Annotated in this window: 18 protein-coding genes; 5 read left to right on the forward strand and 13 right to left on the reverse strand. The window is 40.7% G+C overall.

Going from position 1 to position 17,571, the window contains the following annotated elements; translation table 11 throughout:
- Positions 1-380 precede the first annotated feature (380 nt).
- The 4 genes from QMF37_RS17575 to QMF37_RS17590 all read right to left on the reverse strand — a co-directional run bounded on the left by QMF37_RS17575 (position 381) and on the right by QMF37_RS17590 (position 4,599).
- The gene (locus QMF37_RS17575) at positions 381-1,307 is read right to left on the reverse strand and encodes a hypothetical protein (protein ID WP_245830266.1); all 927 of its coding nucleotides are present in this window, start codon (positions 1,305-1,307) and stop codon (positions 381-383) included.
- Between the two features lie 60 nt (positions 1,308-1,367).
- Positions 1,368-2,819, reverse strand: coding sequence for an MBOAT family O-acyltransferase (locus QMF37_RS17580; protein ID WP_283479051.1), 1,452 nt, complete (start codon positions 2,817-2,819; stop codon positions 1,368-1,370).
- Positions 2,820-2,963: 144 nt separating this feature from the next.
- Positions 2,964-4,358, reverse strand: coding sequence for an AMP-binding protein (locus QMF37_RS17585; protein ID WP_283479052.1), 1,395 nt, complete (start codon positions 4,356-4,358; stop codon positions 2,964-2,966).
- Positions 4,351-4,599, reverse strand: coding sequence for a hypothetical protein (locus tag QMF37_RS17590; protein WP_078080403.1), 249 nt, complete (start codon positions 4,597-4,599; stop codon positions 4,351-4,353). The genes QMF37_RS17585 and QMF37_RS17590 overlap by 8 nt, the downstream gene beginning before the upstream one ends.
- Positions 4,600-5,444: 845 nt before the next feature.
- Between QMF37_RS17590 and QMF37_RS17595 the strand changes: the two genes are divergently transcribed.
- The 3 genes from QMF37_RS17595 to QMF37_RS17605 are packed head-to-tail and all read left to right on the forward strand — an operon-like array spanning position 5,445 to position 5,986.
- Positions 5,445-5,603, forward strand: coding sequence for a DUF1572 family protein (locus tag QMF37_RS17595; RefSeq protein ID WP_256204303.1), 159 nt, complete (start codon positions 5,445-5,447; stop codon positions 5,601-5,603).
- Positions 5,575-5,781: a DUF1572 family protein gene (locus QMF37_RS17600; protein WP_078080401.1), complete on the forward strand. Its 207-nt coding sequence runs from the start codon at positions 5,575-5,577 to the stop codon at positions 5,779-5,781. Before QMF37_RS17595 ends, QMF37_RS17600 begins: the two co-directional genes overlap by 29 nt.
- A gap of 37 nt (positions 5,782-5,818) precedes the next feature.
- Complete coding sequence (locus tag QMF37_RS17605) at positions 5,819-5,986, forward strand: hypothetical protein (protein WP_283479053.1); 168 nt, start codon at positions 5,819-5,821, stop codon at positions 5,984-5,986.
- Between the two features lie 44 nt (positions 5,987-6,030).
- On the opposite strand, the gene QMF37_RS17610 is transcribed toward QMF37_RS17605, so the two are convergent.
- From QMF37_RS17610 to QMF37_RS17650, 9 genes are all read right to left on the reverse strand, one after another.
- Positions 6,031-7,626: a long-chain-fatty-acid--CoA ligase gene (locus QMF37_RS17610; protein ID WP_283479055.1), complete on the reverse strand. Its 1,596-nt coding sequence runs from the start codon at positions 7,624-7,626 to the stop codon at positions 6,031-6,033.
- 161 nt (positions 7,627-7,787) lie between these two features.
- Positions 7,788-8,204 carry an arsenate reductase (thioredoxin) gene (gene arsC, locus QMF37_RS17615; RefSeq protein ID WP_262499827.1) on the reverse strand — a complete coding sequence of 139 codons (417 nt, stop codon included), beginning with the start codon at positions 8,202-8,204 and terminating at the stop codon, positions 7,788-7,790.
- 53 nt (positions 8,205-8,257) lie between these two features.
- A complete protein-coding gene (locus QMF37_RS17620) occupies positions 8,258-8,605 on the reverse strand; it encodes an ArsR/SmtB family transcription factor (protein WP_058385378.1) in 348 nt (115 codons plus the stop codon).
- A gap of 327 nt (positions 8,606-8,932) precedes the next feature.
- On the reverse strand, positions 8,933-10,009 hold the full coding sequence (locus tag QMF37_RS17625; protein WP_283479056.1) for an ABC transporter ATP-binding protein: 1,077 nt from the start codon (positions 10,007-10,009) through the stop codon (positions 8,933-8,935).
- Between the two features lie 12 nt (positions 10,010-10,021).
- Positions 10,022-10,837, reverse strand: a complete 816-nt coding sequence (locus QMF37_RS17630; protein ID WP_078080397.1) for an ABC transporter permease — start codon at positions 10,835-10,837, stop codon at positions 10,022-10,024.
- Complete coding sequence (locus QMF37_RS17635; protein WP_078080396.1) at positions 10,837-11,721, reverse strand: ABC transporter permease; 885 nt, start codon at positions 11,719-11,721, stop codon at positions 10,837-10,839. The genes QMF37_RS17630 and QMF37_RS17635 overlap by 1 nt, the downstream gene beginning before the upstream one ends.
- Positions 11,705-12,952, reverse strand: coding sequence for an ABC transporter substrate-binding protein (locus QMF37_RS17640; protein ID WP_078080395.1), 1,248 nt, complete (start codon positions 12,950-12,952; stop codon positions 11,705-11,707). Before QMF37_RS17640 ends, QMF37_RS17635 begins: the two co-directional genes overlap by 17 nt.
- Before the next feature lie 36 nt (positions 12,953-12,988).
- Positions 12,989-13,648 carry a TVP38/TMEM64 family protein gene (locus QMF37_RS17645; RefSeq protein WP_071153380.1) on the reverse strand — a complete coding sequence of 220 codons (660 nt, stop codon included), beginning with the start codon at positions 13,646-13,648 and terminating at the stop codon, positions 12,989-12,991.
- Positions 13,645-15,528, reverse strand: a complete 1,884-nt coding sequence (locus tag QMF37_RS17650; protein ID WP_078080394.1) for an FAD-dependent oxidoreductase — start codon at positions 15,526-15,528, stop codon at positions 13,645-13,647. Before QMF37_RS17650 ends, QMF37_RS17645 begins: the two co-directional genes overlap by 4 nt.
- 191 nt (positions 15,529-15,719) lie before the next feature.
- Between QMF37_RS17650 and QMF37_RS17655 the strand changes: the two genes are divergently transcribed.
- Together QMF37_RS17655 and QMF37_RS17660 are read left to right on the forward strand one after the other, a co-directional pair.
- Complete coding sequence (locus QMF37_RS17655) at positions 15,720-16,301, forward strand: CDP-alcohol phosphatidyltransferase family protein (RefSeq protein ID WP_071153381.1); 582 nt, start codon at positions 15,720-15,722, stop codon at positions 16,299-16,301.
- Between the two features lie 16 nt (positions 16,302-16,317).
- On the forward strand, positions 16,318-17,409 hold the full coding sequence (locus QMF37_RS17660; RefSeq protein ID WP_071153382.1) for an FAD-dependent oxidoreductase: 1,092 nt from the start codon (positions 16,318-16,320) through the stop codon (positions 17,407-17,409).
- Positions 17,410-17,571: the final 162 nt, after the last annotated feature.

A 17,571-nucleotide genomic window follows, 5' to 3' on the forward strand; every position in this document is an offset into this window, starting at 1 on the left:
GGAACCATGAAGATGGATGCCGTTAATACGCGCACAGCGACAACTTCAAGTGGCGTAAACCCTACTTCATAAAGGTAAGTGACAAAAACCCCGATAACACCCCATAGTGAAGCACCGATTGCAATAAGTAGCCACGCTGATTTATTTTCCACCCTATCCCTCCTACTTATAATCTATTTATACTACCATAGGACTTGTTACCTCATCAAAGCCATATTTGGATGAAAATACATTTTTTTGTTCTAGTCAGATACCTTTTTAGCATTAAATAGTTCTGACTAGAAGGTATCGTGGCTTTAACCATCAATTTCTCCATATAAAAACAGCACCTCCATTGTAGTTGTGTCTACCAATGGAGGTGCTGTTTTTTAATAAATAGCTCAGAAATACCCTAAACGCTTGAGCTCTTCGTAAACAATCCAAGAATATTTTTTTCTTCCTTCACTATTCAAATGGTCGGAATCAATAAAATACGCTTTGTTGTCTGTGAAACGTTCATCGTTCATATAATTTAAAAATGGGACATCTGTTTCAAGTTTGTTTAGGTACTGAAAAACAAGTCGATTCATGACTTCTTCATCGAAATGTTCTTGGTACGTCTTGTGTACGGGCTCCATAGTTAGAATGACTTCGTAGCCTTGCTCTTGACAATAATCTATTATTTCTTTTAGCCGCTCTAGGTTTTGTTCCATGTAATTATGTTCCATTGCTTTTCTATATTGCTCTTCTACGTATTCGGTTTTTCTTTCCGCATAATTTTGCCCATTATTTGCCCAAGATTGATGAGAAGTCCATTTAAGGCCTTTCCATTTGCTTGAGAGCGCAGAAGTAAAATTGTCACTATTTGTACCTGGAAAATACATGTATTTATAATAATCCAACAATCGAAACGATTCAATTTGCGTACGATCTAAAATTTCATAATAACGTCCTTCGTCTACATCCTCGTTCTCACTATTTATGAACGTCATTTGAGAAATGGATACTATGACAACTCCATCCGATTTCAAATACTCACCATACTCTTTCAATAATTTAAAATCGTATTCGAGCGCCTGACCAGGAAGAGCTAAATCCAAATGAGCCAAACCCGTTGGCTTAAAATAATAACCATACATGGAATGAGAGGCACCTAAATTGATGACGTCAACGGGATAAGGATCTTTCTTAAACGTCAAGATGTCCTCGTTGATGTTGTAACTCCGAGACTGCTTGACAAAGTTATTGACTGGTATAAACAGCAGTAAAGCCACAGTGATGATACTAGTTAACTTAATGAATAAACGGCCCATGGCAAATCCTTTCAATCTTGTCCTCTTTTTACTAAACTGATAGTCTGGCACGCACATGAGTCCGTTTGTTTATGATTAAAACCCACCATAAACAAATCCTTGACCTGTAGCACCGAACACCAGAACTGATACAACGATTAATACATACACGGCAAAACGAGCAACTGCCGGGCGTTGCGATAGCCAGTTCCACGTTGAGGTATTTTTTCTTTCAATGTAATGATACAGCTGCATCACGATAAAGAAGAAGCTGAAAATTACTAAGTCGAGAAGTGAAAACATCTCAAACGCCGCAATGATTCCCGAAGGATTCCACGAACTTGGCGATAAGAAATGACGTGCATTTTCAAAAGCAGCTGAAACGGAAGTTGAACGGAAGAAAACGCGCGAAAAACACACGAGTAAAAAAGTGGTAAGGATTTTCATCCATTTATGCAACGACGGGCTTTGATCTAAGTAGACAAATGTCGCCACCTTCCCACGAAAATGTTTTGTGTGATCTCCAAAAGCGCGGTAAAACCCGTGAATCAATCCCCATAGCACAAATGTCCAAGCCGCTCCGTGCCAAACGCCACTTATTAAAAATGTAATGATGATAGCTACATAAATTTCGCTTCTTTTCTTTTTTCCTTTACATAAAGGCATAAAGATATAGTCTCTAAGCCATGTCGAAAGCGTGATATGCCATCTATTCCAAAAATCTCCGATTGACGTAGCAAAATGCGGTTGCTTAAAGTTTTCAGTAAGTCTAATCCCGAGCATTCGTGCGCAACCAATGGCAATGTCACTGAGTGCTGAAAAATCAGCGTATAATTGAACCGAGAATAGAATTGTTGCTAAAACAATTTGAGAACCGGTTGGGTCGGGACTATCGTAAACACTCGCAACAATTGGAGCGAGTCGATCTGCAATTAAGGTTTTCTTAAAAAATCCCCAAGCGATTCGCTTCATCCCGTAGCTTATATTGTCATAGGTTAAGGTTTGTTCAATTTTGAATTGAGGAAGCAATTTCTTCGCACGTTCAATAGGTCCCGCAACGAGTTGTGGGAAAAAGGCAAAATAGATGGAGAAATAGCCATAATGTCTTTCAGCTTTTTGCTTGCCTCTGGAGATATCTACAAGATAACTCACTGCTTGAAAAGTATAAAAAGAAATGGCTAATGGCAGGATAATTTCTTGATAGGGTATGGCGTAATTCCAATTCATATAGGTTGAAATGGCTCGAATAGAGTCATTTACAAAATTAAAATATTTAAACCAGCCGAGAAAAAACAGCAATACGCAAATACCAACCAGCATGGCTCTTTTCTTCTGTTGTTTGGTTTCCTGTTTTTCGATGACTATTCCCGTGAAATAAGTAAATAAAGTGCTGATCAGTAGTAAGACGATAAAGTAGCCACTCAGCGTAGCGTAAAAACTGTAACTTGCGGCTAGTAATAGAATCCATCTCCACTTGTGCGGAATTAAATAATACGTAAAAACGATACCTGTAAAAAATAACAAAAACTCAATCGATATAAAAGTCATCTAATCACCTGATCAAAAATAAACTTAAGATTTTACATAAAACAAGATAAACAAGTACTTTAACTACACTCAATTTCAGCTTTCAGTAGATAAGGTTTTGTCACATCTGATACATCTCCTGTTACGGGTTAAGGTGATCATAAATTATTTAGATGTAAGTAACTCGGAATAAAGGATCTTCCCAAAAGGGGTACGTGGGAATTCCTCAATTCTGATAATCTTAACGCCCCTTAAGTTTAATTTTTCCTTAATTTTTTTTTTAATGTGAAGCTGATCTTCTTTTAACGTGTAAACGATCAGTTGGTCATCTGTCCCCGCGCAGACACAGTCATGACCATGCTCAGTTAAAAGTCTTTCAACTTCATCTAAGCTGATGCGACTTCCGGCGACTTTAATCATTCGTTTGATTCGACCTGTGATATAGAAATAGCGGTCTTGATCATAGTAAGCCAAATCCCCTGTGTGCAATACCCCATGATTCTCATCTTTTTTCGATAAATCGACTAACGACTCGGCATAACCTAAAGAAACGTTGGCTCCTTTGTATACCAATTCGCCGATCTCATGATGCGCTGTAATGTTGTGGCCATTGTCATCTTGCAGCATCAGTTCGCCACCTGGTATGGCGATTCCAATGCTTCCGGCTTTAACCAGGTTTTTTTCGACCGGTAAATAGCTCATTCGTGCCGTTGCTTCTGTTTGCCCGTACATAGTAAAAAATTGAATCCCTTTTTGACTACACACATCTGAAAATTTAGCGAATAGCTCTGGACTTAATTTACCGCCTGCTTGCGTTAGTTTTTTCAAACTTGGAAGATCCATCTCTTCAAACTTCAGCCGATCGAGCATCTCATAGACAAAAGGAACGCCTCCAAAAGTTGTGGCTCCCTGCTCTTTGCATACTTCCCAAAACTCTTTTTTCATGATCGATGCATCCGTGACAATAATGGTCGCTCCACTAATGAAGTGACTGTTGATGATCGACAGGCCATAAGAGTAATTCATAGGAAGTGTGGTGATCGGTTTATCTTCCGCCTTAATATCAAGGTACTTCACGATCGATTCAGCGTTTTTGAAGATATTTTCATAACTTAAGCGTACAAACTTGGGGCTGCCAGTACTTCCTGAGGTCGTTAAAAGGAGCGCAAGATGTTCATCAAAATCATGTTGAATAGCTATCGAACATTTGAATAACGTGTAATTTCCAAACACAAAAGATTGTTCCAGTGTATTTAAGAGCTCTTGATTTTCACTACTCGCCCAAATGTACGCAGGTTTATAAAGCTCGATTAGCTTTTGCAACCGCTCTACCTGGATAGATGCATCTAACAAGACAGGGACAACATAACCTCTCATAAAGCCCACGTAGCCAAATAAAGACTCTTTGTTATTTGAAGATAAACAAAAAACAAGCGTTCTTTCACCTACATGACTGCAAATAGCGTCAGCAACCTCTACCATTTCAGCGTATGAGTATTCTCGCTCTGCATAGATAGCGGTGCGGTTGCCAAACTCCTCAAGCTTTTGGAACCTATTCATTTACAAAGTCTACTCCTAAACGATTCAAAAGCTTTTGTCCTGCCTTATACGAATCGAATTCTGTCATCCATTCAGCATCTATTGACACTTCAAAAACCTCTTCCATCGTTGAAATCAGAATCATATGTCCAAGTGAATCCCATTCTCTTGTTTTTCCTAATGCTAACTCTTCACTTACCTGGTCTTCTTCCAATTCCAACGCATCCATAAATGCACTTCTATATTTTTCGATATTTTTCATCATTTACACCCTTTCAATAGTTATGTCCACTAGCGCCTGCTTTAGCGGAACGATGCCTTTTATAAACTGTTACTCCCTTTAACTCTTCCTAGGAAGTATCTTTCAATAATCTTATTGAAAATGATTCTCATAATCAATTATAAATATATGAAGAGAAAAGTCAATATCGTAATAACAGGTGGTTTTTTTATCTTTATAACTGAATTGTGCGTCTTTAATGTATCGAAATTTGCCTCTAATAACTATGGATTGGGTACTGTAAATCACCCGATTTAGGATGGCGTCAAAATAACAGGAATCTTTCTTGTTAGAATCAGGAAAAAATCCGACCGTTCAGTTATTCTAAGCAGAACAGTAAATGTCACATGCCTTTACATTTTTAACATATAATGAAAGTTAGGAGCGAATTTCATAAAAAAAATCATAACCGTATTTTCATCTCTCTTTTGATTATTGGAATAATCGTGGGTGCAGTTTATGTGTATAGCGAACATAAAGCAAATGAAATGGCTGCCTTTCATTACGCAAAAGATTTTATCGTAATTAACTATCACGAAAGCAACAACTTGTCTCACGGCGGGATTAGATATAATGATGGATATTTAGTTTCTATAGAAGACCATACAAGTGCCGTAATAGATTCTGGACGATAAAACACTTCAATAATGAAGACGGAAAATGGAAGGAGCGAAAGAATAATTGGGATTTTTGTAGGTTTTACTCTTCCGCTCTTCTTTTTCATGATCAAATGCGATATATATGTATGCAAAACACTTTTTTACAACTCGGCATTTATAAAAATGAAGGAGTGTGTACGTATGGAACTCGGAAAAGACTAGGTGAAGGTGATTCAAGAGAGGTGTCAAAGTGTTAAGGATCTGGGGGATCGAACCATCAATCAATTATCTCAGACGGATATACACTGGAGTTTAAACGAGGCTTCTAATAGCGTAGGAATTATCGTCAAGCATGTAAATGGAAACATGGTATTTAGAATCTTCTAGAAATCGTAATCAGGAATTTGTAGATGACATTCTCTCCATACAAGAATTGATCATCGTTTGGGGAAAAGGCTGGACTACATTGAGAAGTTTAGAAAGCCGGGATTCATTAAAAAGTATCACCATTCGTGGTGAATCGGAAACGTATTTACAGTCAGAGTTCAAGAAACACCATTCTTAATTTAACATAGCCAATAAAACGATCGGAGGAGCTCTTGATGTTATATGTACCGCTTATCATTGTTGTTGTGTTTATCGCTATGTTACTCATTAATTTTATCGTAGGATTTCTTTTACTCAATATTCGCGACAGAAATTACTGGGTGATATCAACTGTTATTAGTTTGGTGTTCACCTTAATCTTTGGAGCCGTTTTATCACCATGATGAATTACAAAAACCGGCTATTCATGAATAGCCGGTTTTTAACGTTAATTTACTTTTTTTCCACGACCCCAATATATTTCTCGTAACTGGAACTTCTGCAGTTTGCCGGTTGCAGTTTTAGGTAACGCTTCAACAAAGTCTACAGATTTTGGCACTTTGAAACGTGACATGTGTTCACGCGTATAATCCAAAATTTCTTGTTCGGTCGCTTGTGCTCCTTGATATAGCACAACAATAGCTTTTGGCACTTCTCCCCATTTTTCATCCGGCACAGCAATCACAGCCACTTCAGCAATGGCCGGATGCTTATACAAAACACCTTCAATTTCTGTAGAGGAAATGTTTTCGCCACCAGAAATGATCATGTCTTTCATGCGATCTTGAATTTCGATAAAGCCATCTGGATGCGTCACCGCCAAATCGCCTGTGTAAAACCAGCCATCGCGAATTGCTTCTGCTGTTTTTTCAGGATCTTTGTAATAGCCAGCCATCACGACGTTGCCCCGCGTGACGACTTCCCCCAGTTCTTTGCCGTTCCAAGCCACTTCTTCCCCGTCTTCTTGGTTAACCACTTTGGTCTCTCCGTTAAAAGCGAGTTCTATTCCTTGGCGTGCTTTTATAGATGCTTGATGTTCAGCGTCTAAATCGTTAAACTCATTTTTCCATTCACAGTACAAAATAAACGGAGACGTTTCTGTTAAGCCGTATACATGCATCATATTCAATCCGAGGATACTTTGCGCTTTGGCAATCAATGCCGCTGCAGGTGGAGCGCCCGCAGTTCCCATGCGGATCGTGTGCGTTACCTGCAGTTCTTTTGCTTTAGGTTCATTAACGAGCATATTGACTACAGTAGGCGCCCCGCAAAGTGACGTAATGCCATGACTTTCAAATAAATCTAAAATTAGCGGTGGGTCTACTTTTCGTAAGCACACATGCGTCGCTCCCGCTGCAGTAATGGCCCATACACCGCCCCAACCGTTTGTATGAAACATGGGCAAGGTATGCAAATACACATCATCAAATTTAATCTCCAAATGATGCAAAAAGTTTGCGGCATTCATGTAATTGGTACGATGCGTTTGCATTACGCCTTTAGGGCTAGAAGTTGTCCCACTCGTATAATTTAACGACAGCATTTGGTTTTCATCTAACTCAACGTAAGGCACTTTCGCATCATCTGCTATATTTCCGATAAATTCTTCGTAATCTTCCCCATTAATGGTTGAATCAAAGCCATCTACAGCGACAACAATGTATTTTTCGATCGGTAGCTCGTCTTGTACCTCTTCAAGCATTTTGCCAAACTCAGCATCGACAATCAGCATTTTTGCGTCACTATGTTTTAAAATATACGTTAAATCTTTTATCGATAACCGGTAATTGAGTGGCACAATAACCGCTCCGAGTGGCGTAATACCATAAAAGCATTCAAGCATCGCGTGATTATTCGGCAGCATAACCGCTACGTGGTCTTTATTGCCAATCCCTGCATGATGTAACGCGATAGAGAGTTGATCTACTCGTTTGCCAAACTCTTTGTATGTAAACTTCTTATCGCCGTCAATTACCGCAACTTTCTCCGGATAGTATTTGACCGCACGTCGTTTCCAATCAAGTGGTGTTAACGTTGCCAGCATAATAGAACCCCTCTCGTGTGAAGATAGCTGAACTGTTATATAGCAAGTATAAATAGCCCCTTGAACTGTGTCAATACAGTTTTTGGAATCGTTCGATATTTCAGAGTAATGAAAAACCACAAGCTTTTGATCTGCTTGTGGTTTTTGTAAAAGTACTTTTATTAAATGCCCGTTTTCGCAAATGATTCGATACGTGTTCCAATAGCGTCACGAACCGTTTGGAACACAGCCCACTTTTCTTCTTCTGTTCCTTGTGCTTTTGCTGGGTCTTCAAAGCCCCAATGTTCACGTCGGATATGACTAGGTGTGACCGGACATTTATCCGCTGCATCACCACATAAAGTTACGATAAAATCCGCACGATGGAGTAAATCTTCGTCAATAACATCTGATGTTTGAGTGGAAATATCTATTGCCACTTCTTCCATTGCTTTCACAGCATTCGGATTCAACCCATGCGCTTCAATTCCAGCGCTGTAAACATCCCACTCTGCTGCTAAATGTTGTTTTGCCCAGCCTTCAGCCATTTGGCTTCGGCAAGAATTTCCGGTACATAAAAAGTAAATAGTTTTTTTCACAGTCAGTTCTCCTTTGCGACAAAATATCGCGAATTCATCCAATTTGTGCTTATTTAACAGCAATCTACTGGTTTTTCTTTAGCACGTAAATCTTGAAGGCGCACATCAGTATCCCCGATGTGACTTACTATACTTAGCAGTAAAGAAGCATGAACTGATTCATGATTCATAGAAGAAAATCGCCACTGTCCTCTTCTACTTTCTTTTACCAGTCCTACTTGTTTTAGCTTGCGTAAATGCTGACTAATGGCCGGCTGGCTCATACCAAACATCTCAACAAACTGACAGACACAATATTCATTCGTCTCCATCAATTTCATCATCATGAGGCGTGTTGGATCACTGACAGCCTTCAAGCAGGCTGTGACCTCAGCAGCCGTTTGTTTTGCTAACGTCTCCACTAAAACCCACTCCTTTGTAATTAGTGTATTACAATTTCGTTATATAAGTCAAAGCTTATAAACGTGTTCTTCAGATTAACAATGGGTTTCAGACTCCATAGCGATCAACTCAAAGTTTCAGGCACGCAAAGTGTTAAATTATGAATAATAAAATAACATTCCTCATGTAAATTATGAGTGAATGAATAAAATATGAATGACTAATTATTATATTTATATATTCATAATAGGCAACCGGCGAATGAGTGAATAACTTTTGAATGATATATTTTATTCAAAAAATAAAAATTCAACACTCATGCAGACTCGCATATCTTGAATATTATATTACTCCTTCACAAACCACAAGTCTTCATTATTCACAAAAAATTCAACCGCATCACCAACCGCTATTGTGTCAGCTTGTTGACTTGAGACTGCACAGTCTACTAAATAATCACCTACTTGTATAGTAGCTGAATAAAACCCATGATTAAATCTAAGCCCATCGACCTTCCCAGTAAACTGAATGGCGTCTGAGGCCAAGTGAATGTTTTTTGTTGCAAGTTGCAGTACTTCTGGACGCAGAATCAAAAAACATGGGCCTACTTCCGTACTATTCACAGAGAATTCGATTCCATTATAGGCAGTTGAATAAAAACGTCCATCTGAAATTTTGCCTTCAATGATATTTTTTAATCCTAAAAACGAAGCGACTTTTGCGTTTTCAGGATGTTCATACAAGTCCTTGGCTTTGCCCACTTGAAGCAAAGTTCCCTCGCTCATAACACCAATTCGATCGGATAAATAGAAAGCTTCTTCCCGGTCATGCGTCACAAACAATACCGTCACTCGGAATTGTTGCTGAATCTGCAGGAGCAATTCTCTCATTTCTTCTCGCAGGCTCGGATCTAACGCACTAAACGGCTCATCCATTAACAACACGTGAGGATTAGCTACAAGAGCTCTCGCTAATGCCACTCGCTGTTGCTGGCCACCGCTAAGTTCGTTCGGAAAACGACTGCCATAACCGGCTAAGCCGACATGCGCTAACATGTTTCGTGCCTGGTCTAACCGAATCTTTTTACCAACTTTTTGCATTTTTAAACCGAACGCCACATTGTCTTCTACGGTCATATGAGGAAACAACAACGATTGTTGAAACACCATGGCAAACTTTCGTGCTTCTGATGGAACGGTCGTTAAATTGTTATCTCCTATCCAAATCTCCCCGTTATCTGCAGGCAATAACCCCGCTACTAACTTTAACAGCGTCGTCTTGCCACAACCGGAAGGACCCAGTAACGAAAAGAATTCCCCCTCATGGATTGTCAGTTGAATGGGTTGCAGGGAAAAGACCGACTCACTTTTCTGATGACTGTATGTGTAATGCTTTTCGATATTTACAATGTGCAAATCCCCCATCGTTACACTCCTTTAAATTTTCCCTGCAGTATTTTTCTTGTTTTGATAATAGCGCTTTAAGGCTAGGTCCATACCGAACAGCGTCAAAATGGCGACTCCTGCGAACAGTAAGGAATACGCAGATGCAACAGCTGGGTCACCTCCGCTTATAAACGGAAATAATAGAATGGGCAAGGTTACGACTTGCCCTGAACCGATAATGAACGTGATTAAGTATTGACTGAGTGAAATCAAGATACTCAAGCTCGCCCCTGCCGCAATGCCTGGCAATAAATGAGGAATCACCACAAAAGTAAAGCGAGAAACAGCTCCCGCACCCAGCATTCGCGCTTGATCTTCCCAGTCGGTTGATAAGGTATGATAGCTGATCATAATCGCGCGCACCATGTACGGTAAAGTCGGTGCAATATGCGCTAACACGACCCCCAAAATAGTCTCAGTCAATCCGAGCTGCAAAAACGTCAAATGAATGCCCATCACGGCGACAAAAGGTGGAATCACAATCGGCGCAAAAATAATTGCTTCGAAGAGCCACTTGCCGCGGAGCGGATAACGCACCAATGCATTTGCTGCAGGAACTGCCAACAGAACATTCACAGCTGTGACGATAAACGCAATCACTAGACTAACGCCGACCGCTTGCCAAGTACCAGAATTCCCATTAACCACATATTCCCACGCGCGAAGATTAACTGATTCTGGCACAATAGCGGGCCACTGCCATCCGAAAGAAACACTCGATAATAGTAAAGGAACAAAAGGCAGAACGATAAAAATGAACAATAGACTATATGCAATAGGCTTCATTAACGAGCAGGGCTTTTTCATCAATCCCACCCCTTTAAGACATTCCAGCGTTTACTGAAATAATAAACGACCAGTCCGAGTAAAACGGTTAACACAGCTAACACGATGTTGACGGCAAGCGCTTCTGGTCGATCAGCTAATGTGCCGCTGGTATAAAGTTGATACGAATACACCGGCAACACAGTAGGATATGTAACGCCTAGTAAAAATGGTATTTCAAATGCCGAAAAGGTGAAAACAAAGACGATAAACGTTGCAATAGTCCACGCTGGCAAGATAACCGGCAGGACAATTTCACGAATAAAATTCCAGTTGCTTGCTCCGAAAACACGAGCAACGTCGCGCCAAGACCTGTGAATACGCGACAGCACTGGATAAATCAGTAATGACACAAAAGGCGCTTCTTTCCATGCATAAGTCAAAATGATGCCCCAGCCAAACGAATCGTTTACCAGCACCGGGAATTCTGTTATGGCATCAATCATGCCAAGATTCGCAAAAATCCTCGAAATAAAGCCACTTTGCATAAACAACAACACGATAATATAACCACCCACGAGATGCGGAATCGTTAACGGCAATTGAAACAGACGGTGCCAAATTTGCGTACCACCAGAATTCGCTGATTTATTCAACATGAATAAAGAAATGGCAATGCCAGCACCTAATATTGCAGCTAAAAGTGAAGACAGCGTAGCAACACGTAGCGTCAATTCAAGTGATTCCCAAAACTCAGACGACCGCAGCAACGCAGTATAGGCGGTCAGTGTAAAGCGCGTTTCTCCGATTGCAGGAAAATAGCCGAAGCTTTTCAACAAGCCGTCAAAAAGTCCTCCAAAAAAAAGGAGGACAATGACACTGATGGCTGGCAGCAACAAAAGATAGGGTTTATTCTTTTGCCACATTTTCCATCCATCCTTTTTCGATAATTTCGATATAATCCGCTGACAGTTCTGGTATTTGATGTTCTTCCAACTCATCAAGTGACAATGTTGCCGCACCTAACTCGACATCGTTCATGGCTTGTTGCTGCTCAGCAGACAATTTATCTAAGTCGAGTGCTGTTAAATTGCCCCAGTTTTCAGGAGCCAATTTAGCAGTTTGAGCTTCAGGTGACATCATTTCATTGATGGCGACCATAGCCCCTGCTTTTGCAGAAGAATTAAATGGAATGGATAGAAAATGTGTATTAGCAAGTGTGCCTGCGTCTAACACGAATGTTCGTGTCGATTCAGGAAAACGCCCCTTCAATACTTCGCTCGCAGCAAGTATCGGATCGTAACTCATCGTCATCCCGATTTCGCCAGTTGCAAACAATTGATCTTGTTTGACTAAACTTTCTGGATACGTTTCGCCTTCACGCCACAAATACGGCTCAAGCGCGTTTAAGTAATCCCACATTGGCTCTAATTGAGTAGCTAAATCATCAATATCGGCAGCAGGTTTTTGGTATTGCTCATATCCGCCAGTCGTTTCGTATAACACGTGACGGACGAATGCACTTCCTGTGAAGTCAGGTAACGCAGGATACGTAAACTGTCCGGGATTAGCTTCTACCCACTGGGCCAGTTCTTCCATCGATTTCGGAGGATTTTCCGACTTATTTTTATCGTGAACAAAAACAAATTGTGCTTTGCCCCACGGTGCTTCTAATCCCTCTACAGGTTCACCAAAATCACTGGCAATATCAGGTGCATTTTGGTCGACATAATCATTAAAATTCGGCAATTGCCCACTAAATTCTTGCCACAACAAATCGTTGTCTTTAGCGGTTTTAAAGTTTTCGCCATTGATCCAAATAATGTCCATACTACCTGCGGTTTTAGCGGCTGATTTTTCATCAAGCAACTGATTGATGATGTCCTGTGAATCACTCATCGGTACACGATTCAACTCAACATTATGGTCTTTTTTCAAACGAGGAGCGACCCACTCGTCAAGGTAGCGATTGATGTTTTCGCTACCTCCCCACATGTAAATGTTAACTTTTTGTCCAGCGGCCAGTTCCGAAACTTGTTGCCAGTCGTCTACCAGTAAGTTATCCGCGTCTTCTGCATTACTAGTTGGATCTTGTTGAGCACATGCAGCTAAAGACAGAGCGAGTAGGCTAGAGGTCACCACTAAGTAGTTCTTCATGATTTTCACTTCCTAAATCCGTTGATGAATTTGTGGTTACTTATCGAGTAGCTGTTTTTTGTTCCAGCGATTTCGCAACGTAATCGGCACCACTGTCATAATAACAAAAACGACAACGGCGAGAATGATAATTTTCGGGTTTCCGCTAACAAAACTACTTCCTAAAAAATTGTAAGCGAAAGTGCCCGGAATGATACCAATAAAAGTAGCCAGAGCAAAGGAAGTGAAACGAACCTTTGCAAATGCGGCAACATAGCTAATCAAATCAAAATTAATGACTGGAATAAAACGAAATAGCAACACGTAAAAAAAGCCATTTTGTTCCATTTGAGATTGAATTTTTCTAACGTTTCCAGTCCAAGTTTTGCGAACTAGCTTGTTGCCTAGTGTTTTGGCAACATAAAATGACAGCATCGCGCCGAGTGTCGCGCCGATAATGGTATAAAGCGTTCCCAGCCAGGCGCCAAAGGCTAAGCCGCCGGCGATTGACAAGATCGATGCCGGAAAAAAGATCAATGGTCGAACTGTATAGATTAAGATATAGATCACTGGTGACCACAATCCAAATGACAGGATCCATTTACGGAGGTCATTGGCATCTACTTGAAATACAGAACGGCTAAGCCAAATCACCAGTCCCACTGCAACAGCAATCAGTAGCCACTTAGCTATTTGTAACGCTCTACTCTTACTCATGAGTTAAGGCGATGGGTCGAGATGCTATAGTAGCGATTTCTCATATCATCGTACCGTTTTCGGTTGACGCCCCAATCTGAGTAGCCTACACGTGAAGCAGATCGGAACTCAATTCGCTGAGTAGCATCGTTAAAGAAGAATTCAATATCATCTTTAAATTTAAGCGCTTTAGACGTAACAACAACGTAAACGTAATTTTCATCATTTTGTCGAATTTTTGCACCTTCATAACCTTTTAGCATACCGATCAAACTTTTTTTAGCATCATTTTTACTGCCGTTGTAAGGCCATGCTGGGACATACTTGTCTTTAGCAGTAGTTTGTGATGACACAGCATTGGGCGATGAAGGCATTTCTTTTAAGCGACCGTTTTCTACGCCGAGTTTCGGTTTAACATTGTTTTGAATGGCGATGTTCGCTAGGCCAATTCCTGCTACAGCCGCAGTACCATACATGGCCATTTTTTCGACTGATAATTCCCCATCTTTAGCTTTATTAAAAGTTTTAACGAGGGGTTGGTTCAATAAATTATCTACATAAACTTTCTTGCCGATTTTCACCAATACTTCACTATAAGTTGGGTACGGATGGATAACTCCTGATAATTTGCCCATATTAATTTTCAAGGTTTTAATGGTTTGGATTTGGCTAATGATTTCACCTGCACGGTCCCCCAAAATACTCGCGCCCAAAATATAGCCTTTTTTATCCAAAATAATTTTCACTTTGCCAATGCTATCTTTTTTCGTATTGGCACGGTCTAAATCCGCATACTGGTGTTCATAAACGCGAATTGAATCGCCGTATTTTTCACGCGCTTCTTCTTCAGATAAACCAGATCTGCCGAGTTCAGGATCTGTGTATGTACACCAAGTCACATGCTCGTAATCCATTTTTCGGTTAATCGGCAAAATGGCATTTTGAGTAGCGGTGATCCCTTGTGCGTTTGCCATATGGGATAATTGATAAGGACCCACAACATCCCCAATCGCATAAATCCCTTTAGTTGTTGTCTCTAAATGATCATCTACTTGAATTTTTTTGGAATCAAACTCAACGCCTGCTGTTTCCAGACCGTATCCTTTAACGTTTGCCTGACGACCAAGCGCAACAAGCAGTCCTTCACCAGAAACCGTCAGTTCGCTGCCATTTTTTTCGATTTTCAAGTCGATAATGTCGTCTTTTTGCTCAGCTCGCACAGCAGTCGCACCTGTATGAATGATGACACCTTCATCAATTAAACGCTGCTGAATCATCAATACTAATTCTTCTTCGTCTTTCGGCAAAATCCGTTCGAATTTTTCAACAAGCGTTACCTTAACACCTATTCGGTTTAACGCTTGACTCAGTTCAACTCCGATCGCTCCACCACCAAGAATAGTCATCGTTTTCGGGAACGATTTCTGTGTGAAAATGGTTTCATTCGTTAAATAAGACACGTTGTCCAATCCGTCTATTGGTGGCACCATTGGTGATGACCCTGTAGACAAGATGATTTTCTTTGCTTCGATCCGTTCACCGTCTACCTCCAATGTATGCGGTCCAACAAATTTGGCGTAGCTATTCATAAAGTCTATGCCCGATTGCTGCAATACTTCCGGAGATTCACCAGCATAAACTTTTTGGATAACTTCTTGAATGTCTGTTAACACGACTGAAGTATCCACTTGAAGACTTGGCGTGTACTTCTTGGCGTGATGAACTTCTTTTGCGATATTGATTAATGACTTACTCGGAATACACCCCGACCAAGTACATTCTCCGCCCGGTAGATTTTTATCGATTAGCACAACGCTTTTTGAGAACCCCGCTGCTGTAAATGCGGCCGTTAGTCCAGCTGCGCCAGCTCCAATTATTGCGATATCATAATTTTTAACCATCAATATCATTCCCTTTCTTTTCTGAATTAATTCTATCTTAACAATAAATACTTAAAACTTACTCTTAATTTCCCTCGGTCCTTTATACTTAGTCTTAAATCCAGTTCCTTTCAAATCCGAGTGGAATTACGGGTTAGAAACGGCTCTGTATTATATACTGAAACTATCTTGAAAATAAGAAGGTGCATTTGATGCTGGATACGCACGCACGGAAACACGTTCAGCCGACTGTTGAAAAGACGGCAGATTTATTACTTAAATTGGGTTTCACTGCGGATGGTGTAACAAAAATCGCCTTTATTGTGGGCATGTCTTCAGGCCTTTTTATTTATTTAGACCAGCCATTTTGGGCAGTTGTTGTTTTGTGGTTTTCTGGTTATTTGGATGTAGTCGATGGCACGATGGCCAGAAAAACCAAGCCGTCTGCCTGGGGGACATTGCTCGACATAAGCTTTGATCGTCTCGTAGAAATCAGTGTCATTTTAGGGCTTGCCTTCCGCTTTCCCGATTCCATGTGGGCATTGTTGTTGCTGAGTGCCTCTATTATTGTCGCCATGACTGTTTTTCTGACAGTTGGTGCATTGGCAGATAAAGAAGGAATGAAATCATTCTATTACCAGGCAGGACTAGCTGAAAGAACAGAAGGCTTTATACTCTTTACCCTAATGATTGTTTTTTCAACATACTTAACACCGATTGCCCTGATTTTTTTCGCGGTGCAGCTTGTTACGATAGGTCAACGCATGGCTGAAGCTAGGCGGATTTTGAAATAGGGAGAAGTGAAATGATATGAAAACTCTGATCTTAGTAGGAGGCGGCCATGCACATTTGCATTGTCTAGAACAGCTAAATAATGATCATTCGAAAAGTTGGCGCGTCTTGTTGATTTCTGCTTCTTCTTATCAGTATTATTCTGGCATGTTCTCAGGTTACGCAGAAGGTGTTTACAGCCTAGATGATATTCGAATTGATTTGAAAAAGCTGTGTGAAAAAATTGGTGCTTTGTTTGTAGAAGATGCCATTATCTCGATTGATCCAAAAGCGAAAACCTTAACTGGTGCAGACGATGCGATCTATTCGTATGACGCAGTATCGTTTGATATTGGATCCCAAACAGATGTCCCAGAGTCTATATCAGAACACGCCTTATCGATTAAACCCAACTACCGGTTCCCAGAACAACTCAAACACGTGCGCAATGCTGCTCACCCCGTGATTGTTGGAGGAGGGGCTTCTGGTGTTGAATTGGCCTTTTCTGTTCTTGCGTGGAGAAAGCAAGAACATTTACCGGCAAACATCGCCTTGTTTAGTTCAACTGCTTTGTTGATTGGACAAGGCAAACGGGCTTCGAAAAAAATTGAAGCGATCGCTACACAAAAAGCGTTGTCTTTTTTCTCAGGCGTGTCAATTAAATCGATTGATGACACCCGTGTTACCACCAGCACAAATCAACAGCATCCCCAATCAGCCGTTCTTTGGCTGACAGGACCCAAAAGTGCAGCTTTGTTCCGCACTTCCGGATTACCCACAGATACCAGTGGATTTCTATTAGTCAATGAGGCGTTGCAAAGCGTTCTGTACCCCGATATTTTTGGTGCCGGGGATTGCATCACAATCGCCCGCTATCCGACGCTTGCGAAAAATGGGGTATACGCTGTTCGGCAAGGTCCGATTCTTTGGAAGAACTTAACTAACCACTTCTCCAAAGACCAGCTGTTGCCATTTCATCCACAAAAAAAATTCATCGCAATCTTATCGACAGGCGAAGGCGAAGCATTTCTTTCTTATGGTAAGCAACTGCTACATGGCAAAATCCCTTGGAAGCTCAAGCAGCGCATCGACCGAAAGTTTATGAGGCGCTTTAAGGATCTTTATGAATAATCTTTTCTATTTCAAATAATTCAACAACATTTATAATCGCCGATTGTAAAATTAAGCTAGACAACTAAAAAAGTCATTCATGGTACACTCTACATGTATTTTCCGACCAAAGAAAAACAGAGGAGTGACCACGAATGACCTACACCCATCTTACCACGGATG

It is taken from the genome of Planococcus sp. S3-L1 (assembly GCF_030063085.1).
GTDB lineage: Bacteria > Bacillota > Bacilli > Bacillales_A > Planococcaceae > Planococcus > Planococcus kocurii.

Excerpts from the sequence above, each read along its gene's own strand:
- QMF37_RS17635 (WP_078080396.1), bottom strand. The coding sequence starts at position 11,721 with ATGTGGCAAAAGAATAAACCCTATCTTTTGTTGCTGCCAGCCATCAGT.
- QMF37_RS17600 (WP_078080401.1), top strand. The coding sequence starts at position 5,575 with ATGGAAACATGGTATTTAGAATCTTCTAGAAATCGTAATCAGGAATTT.
- QMF37_RS17630 (WP_078080397.1), bottom strand. The coding sequence starts at position 10,837 with ATGAAAAAGCCCTGCTCGTTAATGAAGCCTATTGCATATAGTCTATTG.
- QMF37_RS17580 (WP_283479051.1), bottom strand. The coding sequence starts at position 2,819 with ATGACTTTTATATCGATTGAGTTTTTGTTATTTTTTACAGGTATCGTT.
- QMF37_RS17610 (WP_283479055.1), bottom strand. The coding sequence starts at position 7,626 with ATGCTGGCAACGTTAACACCACTTGATTGGAAACGACGTGCGGTCAAA.
- QMF37_RS17640 (WP_078080395.1), bottom strand. The coding sequence starts at position 12,952 with ATGAAGAACTACTTAGTGGTGACCTCTAGCCTACTCGCTCTGTCTTTA.
- QMF37_RS17660 (WP_071153382.1), top strand. The coding sequence starts at position 16,318 with ATGAAAACTCTGATCTTAGTAGGAGGCGGCCATGCACATTTGCATTGT.
- QMF37_RS17645 (WP_071153380.1), bottom strand. The coding sequence starts at position 13,648 with ATGAGTAAGAGTAGAGCGTTACAAATAGCTAAGTGGCTACTGATTGCT.
- QMF37_RS17590 (WP_078080403.1), bottom strand. The coding sequence starts at position 4,599 with ATGAAAAATATCGAAAAATATAGAAGTGCATTTATGGATGCGTTGGAA.
- QMF37_RS17605 (WP_283479053.1), top strand. The coding sequence starts at position 5,819 with ATGTTATATGTACCGCTTATCATTGTTGTTGTGTTTATCGCTATGTTA.
- QMF37_RS17625 (WP_283479056.1), bottom strand. The coding sequence starts at position 10,009 with ATGGGGGATTTGCACATTGTAAATATCGAAAAGCATTACACATACAGT.
- QMF37_RS17585 (WP_283479052.1), bottom strand. The coding sequence starts at position 4,358 with ATGAATAGGTTCCAAAAGCTTGAGGAGTTTGGCAACCGCACCGCTATC.
- QMF37_RS17655 (WP_071153381.1), top strand. The coding sequence starts at position 15,720 with ATGCTGGATACGCACGCACGGAAACACGTTCAGCCGACTGTTGAAAAG.
- QMF37_RS17650 (WP_078080394.1), bottom strand. The coding sequence starts at position 15,528 with ATGGTTAAAAATTATGATATCGCAATAATTGGAGCTGGCGCAGCTGGA.